The organism is Marinobacter similis (assembly GCF_000830985.1).
Taxonomy (GTDB): Bacteria; Pseudomonadota; Gammaproteobacteria; order Pseudomonadales; family Oleiphilaceae; genus Marinobacter; species Marinobacter similis.
This window is the reverse complement of record NZ_CP007151.1, coordinates 3,595,229-3,608,468: the sequence shown is the minus strand read 5'-3', so window position 1 is coordinate 3,608,468 and position 13,240 is coordinate 3,595,229. Positions and strand designations below refer to the sequence as shown.

9 protein-coding genes and 4 pseudogenes are annotated in these 13,240 nt (G+C 59.0%); 10 read left to right on the top strand and 3 right to left on the bottom strand.

What is annotated here, in order from left to right; translation table 11 throughout:
- Positions 1-5: 5 nt before the first annotated feature.
- The 3 genes from AU14_RS16645 to arsC are packed head-to-tail and all read right to left on the bottom strand — an operon-like array spanning position 6 to position 1,436.
- Positions 6-365 (bottom strand): DUF2069 domain-containing protein, encoded by a 360-nt coding sequence (locus tag AU14_RS16645; RefSeq protein ID WP_041342706.1) that lies wholly within the window; start codon positions 363-365, stop codon positions 6-8.
- Between the two features lie 56 nt (positions 366-421).
- Complete coding sequence (gene wrbA, locus AU14_RS16640) at positions 422-1,027, bottom strand: NAD(P)H:quinone oxidoreductase (protein ID WP_041342692.1); 606 nt, start codon at positions 1,025-1,027, stop codon at positions 422-424.
- 55 nt (positions 1,028-1,082) lie between these two features.
- Positions 1,083-1,436, bottom strand: a complete 354-nt coding sequence (gene arsC, locus AU14_RS16635; RefSeq protein WP_041342689.1) for an arsenate reductase (glutaredoxin) — start codon at positions 1,434-1,436, stop codon at positions 1,083-1,085.
- 71 nt (positions 1,437-1,507) lie between these two features.
- On the opposite strand from arsC, the gene AU14_RS16630 reads away from it, so the two are divergent.
- From AU14_RS16630 to ispD, 10 genes and pseudogenes are all read left to right on the top strand, one after another.
- Positions 1,508-1,975 carry a TlpA family protein disulfide reductase gene (locus tag AU14_RS16630; RefSeq protein ID WP_041342686.1) on the top strand — a complete coding sequence of 156 codons (468 nt, stop codon included), beginning with the start codon at positions 1,508-1,510 and terminating at the stop codon, positions 1,973-1,975.
- Between the two features lie 45 nt (positions 1,976-2,020).
- A pseudogene (gene dnaE, locus AU14_RS16625) lies at positions 2,021-5,502 on the top strand (DNA polymerase III subunit alpha).
- Positions 5,503-5,680: 178 nt separating this feature from the next.
- Positions 5,681-6,634: an acetyl-CoA carboxylase carboxyl transferase subunit alpha gene (accA, locus tag AU14_RS16620; RefSeq protein ID WP_041342683.1), complete on the top strand. Its 954-nt coding sequence runs from the start codon at positions 5,681-5,683 to the stop codon at positions 6,632-6,634.
- Entirely contained in the window at positions 6,618-7,274 is a 657-nt protein-coding gene (gene tilS / locus AU14_RS22250; protein WP_236744173.1) for a tRNA lysidine(34) synthetase TilS, read from the top strand. The genes accA and tilS (AU14_RS22250) overlap by 17 nt, the downstream gene beginning before the upstream one ends.
- Positions 7,275-7,378: 104 nt before the next feature.
- Positions 7,379-7,981, top strand: a complete 603-nt coding sequence (tilS, locus tag AU14_RS22245) for a tRNA lysidine(34) synthetase TilS (protein WP_236744172.1) — start codon at positions 7,379-7,381, stop codon at positions 7,979-7,981.
- Between the two features lie 87 nt (positions 7,982-8,068).
- Positions 8,069-9,697, top strand: a complete 1,629-nt coding sequence (locus tag AU14_RS16610) for a CTP synthase (RefSeq protein ID WP_041342679.1) — start codon at positions 8,069-8,071, stop codon at positions 9,695-9,697.
- Between the two features lie 2 nt (positions 9,698-9,699).
- Positions 9,700-10,544 (top strand): annotated as a pseudogene (gene kdsA, locus AU14_RS16605) (3-deoxy-8-phosphooctulonate synthase).
- 60 nt (positions 10,545-10,604) lie between these two features.
- Positions 10,605-11,899, top strand: a pseudogene (eno, locus tag AU14_RS16600) (phosphopyruvate hydratase).
- Positions 11,900-12,100: 201 nt separating this feature from the next.
- On the top strand, positions 12,101-12,373 hold the full coding sequence (locus AU14_RS16595; protein ID WP_041342676.1) for a septum formation initiator family protein: 273 nt from the start codon (positions 12,101-12,103) through the stop codon (positions 12,371-12,373).
- A gap of 150 nt (positions 12,374-12,523) precedes the next feature.
- Positions 12,524-13,223: pseudogene (ispD, locus tag AU14_RS16590) on the top strand (2-C-methyl-D-erythritol 4-phosphate cytidylyltransferase).
- The last annotated feature ends 17 nt before the right edge of the window (positions 13,224-13,240 follow it).

Below are 13,240 nucleotides of genomic sequence, written 5' to 3'. Positions count from 1 at the left end.
GGTAGTCAGCCTGCGACCGGGCGGTTGACCTTGAGGTGAACCATGGCGACCGTAAACAGCAAGAAGGTCAGCACGGTCAGGATAACCGGGCCAACGTCGCCCTCACTCAACCAGGCGGAAACCACGGCTTGAGTAAAGTAGAAAATGATCACAAACGCCATCCAGATGTAGCCGCGGTTGTGGCCACGGAATACCGGTACCGCAAAAGCAAGAAGGGGCAGCAGTTTCACGGCCAGTATCAACGGAATGGATACGCCTTCCACGGGAGCCGGGTAGAAGGTGGTGGCCAGCAGCGTTGCCAGAACCGCTATGTAAAGCAGCATGGTCAGGCGCGCCGTGTTCTGGGCCTTCGGATTGTGCAGCATAGTGTATTTCCCAAAATAAGTGTTCAAATGAGATACGGACATTGGCCCCGGCTGTATCAGGCTGACAGTTTCAGCGCGAACCGGGCAAGCCGTTCCCCTAAGGCCTGGCACAATGATTTTTCGTGCTCGCTGATCGGTAGTTGCTCCCCGGTACCGGCCCAGTGACTGGGGCCATAAGGGGTGCCGCCAGTCTCAGTCTCTCCCAGCGCTTTCTCGGTATAGGGCAGGCCGCACAGCACCATGCCGTGGTGCAGCAGCGGAATCATCATAGTCAGCAAGGTGCTTTCCTGGCCACCATGGAGGCTGCCGGTAGAGGTGAAAGCACCGGCAGGCTTGCCGGACAGGGTGCCACTGAGCCAGAGATCGCCGGTGGTGTCGAGGAAATGTTTCAGCGGCGCCGCCATGTTGCCAAAGCGGGTTGGGCTGCCGAGAGCCAGGCCGGCACATTCGGCCAGGTCCGCCTTGCTGGCGTAGGGAGCGCCGATATCGGGAACCGCTGGCAGCGATGCCTCGGTTGCCGGTGACACGGGTGGCACGGTCCTGATTCGGGCTTCGATACCACTGACCCGGGCCACGCCCCGGCCGATCTGGGTAGCCAGCTCTGCGGTTTGGCCATTTCGGCTGTAATACAGAATCAGGATGTAGGGCGCTTTTTCAGCCATGGGCGAAGTCCTGGGGTAAGAGATGATGTTGACGGTGTTGGAATAACTGCCGGAATTACAGAATGGACAATACGTTTTCCGGTGGGCGGCCTACCGCGACCTTGCCATTCGCGAGTACAATGGGCCGCTCGATCAGTTTGGGCGTGGCCACCATGGCTGCAATCAGCTGCTCGCGGCTCAGTTCGGGGTTATCGAGCCCAAGTTCCCGGTATTCCTTTTCCTTGGTGCGCATCAGCTCCCGGGGTTCGCAATCAAGAGCCGTTAGGATGTCCGCCAGTTCAGCCACTGTGGGTGGTGTGTTCAGGTAGCGTACTATCTCCGGCTCAATGCCCCGGTCGGTAAGTAGTTCAAGGGTCTGTCGCGATTTCGAGCAGCGCGGGTTATGGAAAATCCGGGTAGGTTCTGTCATGTTCTGGCTGATCGTCCGTCTGAATGGATGCCGTTGTTTACGTGGCCCGTAGTCTAACAGGAGGTTTTCTCGTGCAGTACCCTGCAAACCGGAGCTTTTTCCGCCGGATGGCCCATGTTGGGCTGTTCTTCCTGGTCTTGGCGTTGGCCGGTTGTGAGAAGATTGAACTGGAGCGGGCCGACGGGCCGAAGATGAACTGGGATATGCTTCGCGGCCAATGGGTGCTGGTGAATTACTGGGCCGAGTGGTGCAAGCCCTGTCTGGAGGAAATCCCGGAACTGAATGAACTGGACAAGGCGCCGGACATTGCCGTGCTGGGTGTCAATTTTGACGGCGTTCGCGGCGAAGAGCTGGAACGCCTGGGCGAGCGCATGGGGATCGAGTTCACCATGCTGGCGGAAGACCCCGGGCAGAAACTAGGCTGGCAGACCCCCGTGGCCCTGCCGGCCACCTTTATCGTTAACCCCGAAGGGGATTTGCTGGAGGCCCGGTTCGGGCCCCAGACAGAAGCAGACATTCGGGCTTTGATCGGCGGTTAACCGCCGGTCCCAAACAGAATTTATCAGCAGGAATTGCCGGACGTTATGGCACAGACTTTTGTACATCTCCGCGTGCACTCCGAATACTCCATGGTCGACGGACTGGTCCGGGTCAAACCCCTGATTGGCCGTGTGGCCGAACTGGGCATGCCCGCGGTCGGCCTTACCGACCAGTCCAACATGTGCTCGCTGGTTCGCTTCTACAAGGCCGCAACCGGCGCCGGGGTCAAGCCCATCATGGGGGCGGACCTCTGGCTGGAAAATCCCGATGAACCGAACAACCCGTTCCGGCTGACACTGCTGGCCCGGAATAACGACGGTTACCTGAACCTGACCGAGATCATTTCTCTCGGCTACACCGAAGGTCAGCGCTTTGGCAAGCCCATCATCCAGCGCAAATGGCTGGAAGAACGTCCCAATGGCCTGATCATGCTGTCCGGCGCCAAGATGGGCGATATCGGCAAGGCCCTGATGGCCGAGAAGCCGGAGTTGGCCCGGCAGCGCGCGGCTTACTGGATGAACCTGTACCCGGGTGCCTGTTACCTTGAGTTGCAACGAACCGGCCGGGACGGCGACGAAGACTGCCTGCATCTGAGTGTCGAGCTGGCCCAGGAGCTGGGCCTGCCGGTGGTAGCCACCAACGACGTGCACTTCCTCACGGCTGACGATTTCGAAGCTCATGAAGCCCGGGTTTGCATCGGGGAGAGCCGGACCCTGGATGATCCGCGTCGGGATCGTCGGTTCAGCGACCAGCAGTACCTGCGCAGTTCCGAGGATATGATCGAGCTGTTCTCCGACATCCCTGAGGCCATCGAGAACACCGTGGAGATTGCCCGTCGGTGCTCGGTGAAGGTGCGCATGGGTGAGTACTTCCTGCCGAACTATCCCATCCCCGACGGGATGACCATGGACGAATACTTCCGCAAAGTCTCCGAGGAAGGCCTGGAGGAGCGGCTTGCCAAAACTCTGAGCAAGGACGATCCGGAGTACGACGAGAAGCGGGCAGCCTACTACAAGCGCCTGAACTTCGAGCTGGATATCATTATCCAGATGGGGTTCCCCGGTTACTTCCTGATCGTTATGGACTTCATCAAGTGGGCCAAGAACAACGGCGTTCCGGTTGGGCCGGGCCGAGGTTCCGGTGCCGGTTCACTGGTGCTTACGCCCAGTTGATCACTGATCTCGACCCGCTCGAATACGACCTGCTGTTCGAGCGCTTCCTGAACCCGGAACGGGTATCCATGCCCGACTTCGACGTCGACTTTTGCATGGAAGGCCGGGACCGTGTCATTGAATACACAGCCCAGAAATACGGCCGGGAAGCGGTCTCCCAGATCATCACCTTCGGCACCATGGCGGCCAAGGCGGTGGTGCGCGACGTTGCGCGGGTGCAGGGCAAGTCTTACGGCCTGGCGGATAAACTGTCCAAGCTGATCCCGTTTGAGCCGGGCATGACCCTGGAAAAGGCGATTGAGCAGGAACCCCAGCTGAAAGAGTTCCTCGAGCAGGACGAGGAAGCCCAGGAAATCTGGGAGATGGCGCTCAAGCTTGAGGGCATATGCCGGAACGCCGGTAAGCACGCTGGCGGTGTGGTGATCGCACCCACCAAGATCACCGACTTCTCGCCGCTGTACTGTGACGATGAGGGCGGCAGCCTGGTTACCCAGTTCGACAAGGGCGACGTGGAAGACGCCGGCCTGGTCAAGTTCGACTTCCTGGGTCTGCGTACGCTCACCATCATCAAGTGGGCTCTGAACATGATCAACCCGCGCCGGCAACAGCGCGGGTTAACAGAACTGGATATCAACGAGATTCCGCTCGACGATGTTCCGTCCTTCGACATGCTCAAGAAGGCCGAGACCACGGCGGTATTCCAGCTGGAATCCCGGGGTATGAAAGACCTGATCCGTCGCCTGCAGCCGGATTCCCTGGAAGACATGATCGCCCTGGTGGCACTGTTCCGTCCGGGTCCGCTGCAGTCGGGCATGGTCGATGACTTCATCGACCGGAAACATGGCCGCCAGCCGATGTCCTTCCCGCACCCGGACTATCAGTACGAAGGCCTGAGGCCGGTTCTGGAGCCCACTTATGGGGTTATCCTGTACCAAGAGCAGGTCATGCAGATCGCCCAGGTGATGGGTGGCTACAGTCTGGGTAACGCCGACATGTTGCGCCGGGCCATGGGTAAGAAAAAACCTGAGGAAATGGCCAAGCAGAAGCAGTTCTTCCTGGACGGCTGCGAGCAGAATGGCATCGATAAGACCCTCGCGGAAAACATCTTCGACCTGGTGGAGAAGTTCGCCGGTTACGGTTTCAACAAATCCCACTCCGCCGCCTACGCGCTGGTTTCCTACCAGACCCTGTGGCTGAAAGCCCATTACCCGGCCGAATTCATGGCTGCGGTACTCACCGCCGATATGCAGAACACCGACAAGGTGGTCACGCTGGTGGAAGAGTGCCGCAACATGAAACTGGACCTGCTGGTCCCGGACGTCAGCCGCTCGGATTTCACCTTCACGGTGAACGACGAGGGCCAGATCGTTTACGGCCTGGGCGCGATCAAGGGACTGGGTGAGGGGCCGATCCAGAGCGTGGTTGAAGGCCGCGGTGACGGTGAGCCTTACCAGGACATCTTCGATTTCTGTCGCCGTATTGATCTGAAAAAGGTCAACAAGCGGGCCATGGAAGCGCTGATCCGCTCGGGCGCCATGGATAAGCTGGGCGCCAGCCGGGCCCAGTTGATGGCCAGTATCGACAAGGCCGTTCAGCAGGCCGGCCAGCAATCCCGCAATGAATCCGTGGGCATGACCGATATGTTCGGCGAGATGCTGGAAGGTGGCGAAGGCGAGGATGTTTATGCCGACGTTGCTGGTGTCCGGGAATGGCCCGAAAAGCAGCGATTGAAAGGGGAAAAAGACACCCTGGGCCTGTATCTTACCGGGCACCCGTTTGACGAATACGAGAAAGAGGTGCGCCGTTTCGTGCGCTCTTCCATTGCTGACCTCAAGCCTAACAAGTCACCGCAGCGAGTGGCGGGGCTGGTGGTGGCCCAGCGCACCATGAAAACCCGCACCGGGTCCACCATGTGCTTCATTACCCTGGACGACCGGAGCGCCCGCATCGAGGCCACCCTGTTCTCGGAGGCGTTTTTCGAGAACCGGGAATTGCTGCAATCAGATCAGGTGATCGTGGTGGAAGGGCAGGTCAGCCACGACGATTACTCCGGGCAGATGAAAATGCGGGTGAGTTCGGTGATGGACGTGGGCAGCGCACGCCAGCAGTTCAGTAAGGGGCTGAAGCTGGCCCTGCGTTCGGATCAGCTGCAGAACGGCTTACTGGAAAAGCTGGACAGCACCCTGAGGCCGTTCCGCTGTGAGGGCAGTCCGGTCTGGATCGAATACAGCAGCGACGAGGCCCAGACCCGCATCGAGCTGGGTGATTCCTGGCGGGTGCAACCAGACGATAACCTGCTGCTGGAGCTTCGGTACCTGGTGGGCGACCAGTCTGTGGAACTGGTCTATGATTGAGTTAGTCCGGCAAGGTTCTGGGCGCTAATACGGCTGACATATTGATAAATTACGGTTTTGTCAGAATGCGGACTCATACCAATGTCCGCTTTAGCCGTGTTGCGGGCGCTGCTATCTTTGTCCCAAATTCTGGTTTGGCGGAGTGTTTCTCCACCTGGCAATCAAATGATGGAACATCATGAACCCTAATTATCTGGATTTCGAACAGCCCATTGCCGACCTGGAAGCCAAGATTGAAGAGCTTCGCATGGTCGGCAACGACACCGACATTAACATCAGCGATGAAATCACCCGGCTGAAGAAGAAAAGCGTCAGCCTGACCGAGAGTATTTTCTCGGATCTGAAGCCGTGGGACGTTGCGCGTCTGGCACGCCATCCGCGCCGACCCTACACCCTTGATTACATCGAATCGATGTTCGAGGATTTTGACGAGCTGCACGGCGATCGTCGCTATGCTGACGACCTGGCCATCGTGGGCGGCACCGCCCGCCTGGACGACAAGCCGGTCATGGTGATCGGTCATCAGAAAGGCCGGGAAGTGCGGGACAAGGTAAAGCGCAACTTCGGCATGCCACGCCCGGAAGGCTACCGTAAGGCCTTGCGCCTGATGGAGATGGCCGAGCGATTCAATATGCCGATCCTCACCTTCATCGACACCCCGGGTGCCTACCCTGGTATCGGTGCTGAGGAGCGTGGCCAGAGTGAAGCCATTGCGTTCAACCTGGCGGTGATGTCGCGGCTGAAAACTCCGATCATCTCTACCGTCATCGGTGAAGGCGGCTCTGGTGGCGCCCTGGCTATTGGTGTGTGCGATCAGCTGAACATGCTGCAGTACTCCACCTACGCTGTTATTTCTCCGGAAGGTTGTGCCTCCATTCTCTGGAAGAGTGCCGAGTTTGCTGCCCAGGCCGCAGAAGCCATGGGTGTAACCGCGGACCGGCTCAAGGACCTGGGGCTGGCGGACAACGTCATCCAGGAGCCGTTGGGTGGTGCGCACCGGAATCCGGACAAGATGGCGCAATCCCTGAAAGACATTCTTGCCAAGGGTGTGTCCGAGCTGTCCCGCCTGCCGAAGGACGAACTGGTCGCACGCCGCTATGAGCGGCTGACCCGCTATGACACCGGGCGCTAAGCCCGAGAACGGCGTTGCCTGGCCGGACGCTCTGTGTGCTCCGGTCAGGTCACTTCCCGAACACGCTCGCCTGTGGGTCGCCGTCAGTGGTGGCCTGGATTCCGTCTTGCTACTCCATGTGGTTGCCCATTGCCACGCCGCCCGGGTTCCGGTTGGCGCTATCCACGTTAATCACCAGTTGCAATTCAACGCCAATGACAGCGAAGCTCTGTGCCGTGCGCTGTGCGATCGGCTGGGCGTGCATTTTGTCTCCCGTCGGGTGTCGGTGCAGACCGACAAGACAAGTGGCGAGACTGGTGATGTTGGCGGTATTGAAGAAGCAGCGCGCAAGGCACGTTATTCGGTGTTTGAGCAGGCTCTGGGGGCGGGCGACCTGTTGCTGATGGCCCATCACGCTGACGACCAGGCAGAAACGGTTTTGTTTCGGCTGTTACGTGGCAGCGGCGTTGCCGGACTGGCCGGTATGCCCCGTAGTCGGGCGCTGGGCGCCGGGCAGCTGATCCGGCCCTGGCTGGACTTGGAGCGGGCGGAGCTTGAACACTGGGCGAATCAGGCGTCACTGGACTGGGTGGAAGATCCCAGTAATACCGATCAGGCTACGATCGCAACTACCTGCGTCACAACATCCTTCCGGGCCTGAAAGCCCGCTGGCCGAATCTGAGTCAGAGACTTCGGCACAGTTCTGGCGCCTGTGCGGGCAGTACGTTTCTGAACGCCCGGCTGGCGGAACTCCAGTGCGCCGAGGTGGCTGATGCCGAGGGTCGGTTGTCGGTGCCAGCGTTGCAGGCGCTGACGCCGGCTGAACAGACCAACCTGGTGCGCTGGTGGATTGGCCGGCAGGGCTTTGAGCCGCCGGCGATTTCGGACTGGCAGCAGGTGCTGCACGAGTTGCTGGAAGCCGGACCAGACCGTGAACCCGAGATGCGCGGCGAGGGCTTTAGCTTGCGCCGGTATCAGGGCCGGATTTACCTGGTGCCGGAGCAAGAGGAAAATCCGGTTTCGCCTCAGGAGTTTTTGCCTGGGCGATCGATCGAATTTGGAGGCTGGGCGCTTGCCCTGGAGTCCGCCGTTAACCCGGAATCGGTGTTGCCGCCAATACGGGTATCTACGAGGCAGGGTGGCGAGCGCATCCGATTGCACCCGGACGGGCACTCGAAATCCCTGAAAAACTGGCTGCAGGAACAGGCTATTCCACCCTGGGAGCGAGCCCGTCTTCCGTTGGTTTTTGCGGGTTCCGGGGATGATGCCGAGCTCATTGCCGTAGGCGATCTGTGGTGTTCCGACCAATACTCGGGAAGCGCTCCTGCCGCCGGCTGGCGGCTCATCGTGAAGCGGGAAGGTGATTGAGTCAGTGGGGGGTTTCTGGTAGTCTGGCGTCCCATCTTGAGATGACAATCTCCCTCCTTCACCGAACCAGACAATCATGGAATCTGCATGACGCGTTATATTTTCGTCACCGGCGGTGTCGTGTCCTCCTTGGGGAAAGGTATCGCATCAGCCTCTCTGGCTGCGATCCTCGAGGCACGCGGCCTGAAGGTCACTATTCTCAAGCTGGACCCGTACATCAACGTGGACCCCGGCACCATGAGCCCGTTCCAGCACGGTGAGGTATTTGTCACCGACGACGGCGCGGAAACGGACCTGGACCTGGGACACTACGAGCGGTTTATCCGCACGCCCATGACCCGTCGCAACAACTTCACCACCGGCCGCGTTTACGAAGAAGTCATTCGTAAAGAACGCCGTGGCGATTATCTCGGTGGTACCGTGCAGGTCATCCCGCACATCACCGACGAGATCAAGCGTCGTGTGGTTGAAGGCGCTGCCGGTGCAGACGTGGCCCTGATCGAAGTAGGCGGAACCGTGGGTGACATCGAATCCCTGCCGTTCCTTGAAGCCTGCCGTCAGCTGAAGGTGGAAGTCGGTGCACAGCGTGCGTTGTTCATGCACCTGACCCTGGTGCCCTACATCGCCACCGCCGGTGAGATCAAAACCAAGCCGACCCAGCACTCCGTCAAGGAAATGCGTTCCATTGGCTTGCAGCCGGACATTCTCCTGTGCCGTTCCGAGCACGAGGTGGATGCCAGCTCCCGTCGTAAGATCGCCCTGTTTACCAACGTGGAAGAGCGAGCGGTCATTCCGCTGCAGGACGCCAAGTCCATTTACGCCATTCCGCGTATGCTGCACGAGCACGGTCTGGACCAGCTGGTCATCGAGCGCTTTAACCTGGATGCCCGTGCCGCCAACCTGAGCGAGTGGGACAACGTTGTCGAATCCTTGCTGAATCCTGAAGGCGAGGTGACCATCGCCATGGTCGGCAAGTACATGGAGCTGCTTGACGCTTACAAGTCGTTGATCGAATCCCTGCTTCACGCCGGCATCAAGACTCGCACCAAGGTCAATATCAACTACATCGATTCCGAAGACATCGAGCGGGACGGCACCGGCGCACTCGAGAGTGCCGACGCCATTCTGGTTCCCGGTGGCTTTGGCGAGCGCGGTGTTGAAGGCAAGATTCGTACTGTCCAATACGCCCGTGAAAACCGGGTGCCGTATCTGGGCATTTGCCTGGGTATGCAGGTGGCCGTTATTGAATACGCGCGCAACGTCGCCGGCCTGAAAGATGCCCATAGCACCGAATTCCGTGCCCATACGCCTGAGCCGGTTGTTGGTCTGATCACCGAATGGCTGGACGCCAGCGGCGAGAAGGAAGAACGTACTGACGATTCCGACCTGGGGGGCACCATGCGTCTGGGGGCCCAGGATTGCGTGCTCACCGAAGGCAGCACCATCGCCAACTGCTATGGCCGCAAGACCATTCGCGAGCGTCATCGTCATCGTTACGAAGTGAACAACCATTTCCTGCCCAAGCTCAAGGAAGCTGGCCTGCGGATTTCCGGCAAGTCGTCCGATGACAAGCTGGTGGAAGTTGTGGAAGTGGCTGACCATCCCTGGTTTGTGGCGTGTCAGTTCCACCCCGAGTTCACCTCGACGCCGCGCGACGGTCATCCGTTGTTTAAGGGCTTTGTGTCAGCGGCACTGGCACGTAAGCAGGGAGACTGATCATGGCACGGCACACTGTGAATGTATCGGATATCGAAGTAGCCAACGATCGTCCGTTCGTGCTGTTTGGCGGCATGAACGTGTTGGAATCCCGGGAACTGGCCTTTGAAGTGGCCGAGGCCTACGTCGAAGCGTGTGGCAAGCTGGGAATTCCCTATGTCTTCAAGGCATCGTTCGACAAGGCCAACCGCTCGTCGGTGAATTCGTTCCGTGGTCCCGGCCTGGATGAGGGCCTGCAGATCCTGGCCGATATCAAGAGCAAGTTCGGTGTGCCGATCATTTCTGACGTCCACGAGCCTGCCCAGGCTGCACCGGCAGCAGAGGTGTGCGACGTCATCCAGTTGCCGGCCTTCCTGAGCCGGCAGACCGATCTGGTGGTCGCCATGGCGAAAACCGGCGCGGTTATCAATATCAAGAAAGCGCAGTTCCTGGCGCCCCAGGAAATGAAGCACATCATCACCAAGTTTGAGGAAGCCGGCAACGATAAGCTGATCCTGTGCGAGCGGGGCAGCAGCTTCGGCTACAACAACCTGGTGGTCGACATGCTGGGCTTCGGCATCATGAAGCAGATGGATGTACCGGTGCTCTTTGACGTGACCCACGCCCTGCAGATGCCGGGTGGTCGTGCCGATTCCGCCGGTGGCCGCCGCGCCCAGGTGACGGATCTGGCGCTTGCCGGCATGTCCCAGGGGCTGGCCGGATTGTTCCTGGAGCTCATCCGGATCCGGATCAGGCCAAATGCGACGGCCCCTGTGCCCTGCGTCTGAGCCAGCTGGAACCGTTCCTGGCGCGGGTCAAGGCCGTGGACGACCTCGTTAAAAGCTTTAAACCTATCGACACCGCCTGATTGGCGGTGTTCTTCGTTTTGTCCCCTTTGATTACCTGAAAACTTTGGAGATGCATCACCATGACCAAGATTGCCAACATCAAGGCGCGCGAAGTGCTCGACTCCCGCGGCAACCCGACCGTTGAAGCCGACGTAATCCTCGAAGATGGTACCCTGGGCCGCGCCTGTGCGCCTTCTGGCGCCTCTACCGGCTCCCGCGAAGCGCTGGAACTGCGTGACCAGGACCACTCCCGTTACCTGGGCAAGGGTGTTCGCAAGGCGGTTGATGCGGTAAACAGCAAGATTCGTGATGCCCTTTTGGGTAAAGATGCTGCGGACCAGCGTGGCCTCGACAAGCTGATGCTGGAACTTGATGGCACCGAAAATAAGGCCAATCTTGGCGCCAATGCCATTCTGGCCGTATCCCTGGCAGCTGCCAAGGCTGCAGCCGAGTCTCTGGGCAAGCCTCTGTACGCCCACATTGCCGACCTGAACGGCACCTCTGGCAAGTTCAGCATGCCGGTTCCCATGATGAACATCCTCAACGGTGGCGAGCACGCCGACAACAACGTTGATATCCAGGAATTCATGGTGCAGCCAGTGGCTGCCAAGAGCTTCGCCGAAGCGCTGCGCATCGGTGCTGAAATCTTCCACAGCCTCAAGAAGGTGCTCAAGGCCCAGGGCCTGAACACGGCTGTGGGTGATGAAGGTGGTTTTGCTCCGAACCTGCCGTCCAACGAAGCCGCTCTGGCAGTCATCAAGGAAGCGGTCGAAAAGGCCGGCTACGCGCTGGGCACCGACGTGACCCTGGCTCTGGACTGTGCGTCTTCCGAGTTCTACAAGGATGGTCAGTACCAGCTGTCCGGTGAGGGCAAGACCTTCGATTCTGAAGCTTTGCCGATTACCTGGCTGGCCTGTGCGAGCGCTTCCCGATTGTGTCCATCGAAGACGGCATGGACGAGAGCGACTGGGACGGCTGGAAAGTGCTGACTGATAAGCTGGGCAGCAAGGTGCAGCTGGTGGGCGACGATCTGTTCGTGACCAACACCCGCATCCTCAAGGAAGGCATTGAGAAGAGCGTGGGTAACTCCATCCTGATCAAGTTCAATCAGATCGGCAGCTTGAGTGAAACCCTGGATGCCATCAAGATGGCGCAGGATGCCGGCTACACCGCCGTTATCTCGCATCGCTCCGGCGAAACCGAGGACACCACCATTGCCGATCTCGCGGTTGCGACCTGTGCCGGCCAGATCAAGACCGGCTCACTGTGCCGTTCTGATCGCGTTGCCAAGTACAACCAGTTGCTGCGTATCGAAGAAGAGCTTGAAGGTAAGGCACCGTACCGTGGTCTGAGCGAAATCAAGGGCCAGGGCTGAAGCCCATCCTTCCATTTTGAGCCACAATCTTTATGATTGTGGCCAAAAAGTGATTAAGGCCATCCCGATCTGGATGAAAATCCAGTCGAGATGGCCTTTTTACACAAGCGGTTAGAAGAAGTTGTTGTTAATCTACTCCAAGGTCTATACTCGGCAAACGTCGTTTACTTTTTAATCGGTTAATCCGGAACGGGCTCGGCAATGAAGTTGCTCTGGACCACAATGATTGTGCTGATACTCCTGCTACAGGTACGCCTGTGGGTCGGGGAGGGCAGCTTTGCGCAGGTCTGGGCGCTCGAGAAGTCTATTGCTGAGCAGCGTGAGGAGAACTCCGAGCTGGCGACCCGTAACGAGCGTCTCTACGCGGAGGTTCGTAACCTGCGTAATGAGCAGAGCGCGGTGGAGGAAAGAGCCAGGATGAACCTTGGTTTGATTCGCGAAGATGAAACCTTCTTTCTAGTCGTAGAGAACTGAGCTCCTTCTTCGGAGTGTAGATCGACGAGGCTGCCTTTCCCGGGAATCGCTACGAGCACATCCATGTGCGCTTGACTGTGGCCATCCATGGCCACAGACATTCCCGGAAAAGGCAGCCTCGCCGATCTTCCGACCTTCTTCGGGCGATCCATGACTGAATCCAACCTCTGGCTTATTGTTCCTGCTGCTGGGATTGGCCAGCGAATGCAGGCTGAATGCCCCAAGCAGTACCTTCGTATTGATTCCCGTTTTATTCTCGATATCACCCTCTCGCGGGTGCTGAATGTCGCCCAGTTTTCCGGTTGCATGGTGCCCTTGAATCCGTCCGACCACTGGTGGCCGACTACCGAGTCCAGTCAGGATGAACGCATTCAGACCTGCACCGGCGGCACCGAGCGCGCGGATTCGGTGTTGGCGGCGTTGCGTGCATTGGCTGGCCAGGCTGGAGACGATGACTGGTCCTGGTGCACGATGCGGCGCGCCCCTGCGTTCATGAAGATGATTTGAGCAGGCTGATAGACACCCTGTCCGACCACCCGGTTGGCGGACTGTTGGCGGCGCCGGTTGCGGACACGCTGAAGAAGGCGGGCGCGGGTGAGAATCCGGAAGTGCAGGAGACCGTGGACCGGCGTCCGCTTTGGCGGGCTCTTACGCCGCAGATGTTTCGCTATTCCGCGCTGGTGGCTGCGCTTGAAAAAGCCCTGGAGCTGGATTACCGATCACGGATGAGTCCTCTGCCATGGAGTTTTCCGGTAACATGCCGGTACTGGTTGAAGGCCGGCCTGACAACATCAAGGTCACGGTTCCTGCGGATCTGGATCTTGCCGGCTTTATTCTCAGCCGTTTCTGAATTTTCCCGTTTCCCGG

Excerpts from the sequence above, each read along its gene's own strand:
- AU14_RS16645 (WP_041342706.1), bottom strand. The coding sequence starts at position 365 with ATGCTGCACAATCCGAAGGCCCAGAACACGGCGCGCCTGACCATGCTG.
- wrbA (WP_041342692.1), bottom strand. The coding sequence starts at position 1,027 with ATGGCTGAAAAAGCGCCCTACATCCTGATTCTGTATTACAGCCGAAAT.
- arsC (WP_041342689.1), bottom strand. The coding sequence starts at position 1,436 with ATGACAGAACCTACCCGGATTTTCCATAACCCGCGCTGCTCGAAATCG.
- accA (WP_041342683.1), top strand. The coding sequence starts at position 5,681 with ATGAACCCTAATTATCTGGATTTCGAACAGCCCATTGCCGACCTGGAA.
- tilS (WP_236744173.1), top strand. The coding sequence starts at position 6,618 with ATGACACCGGGCGCTAAGCCCGAGAACGGCGTTGCCTGGCCGGACGCT.
- AU14_RS16610 (WP_041342679.1), top strand. The coding sequence starts at position 8,069 with ATGACGCGTTATATTTTCGTCACCGGCGGTGTCGTGTCCTCCTTGGGG.
- AU14_RS16595 (WP_041342676.1), top strand. The coding sequence starts at position 12,101 with ATGAAGTTGCTCTGGACCACAATGATTGTGCTGATACTCCTGCTACAG.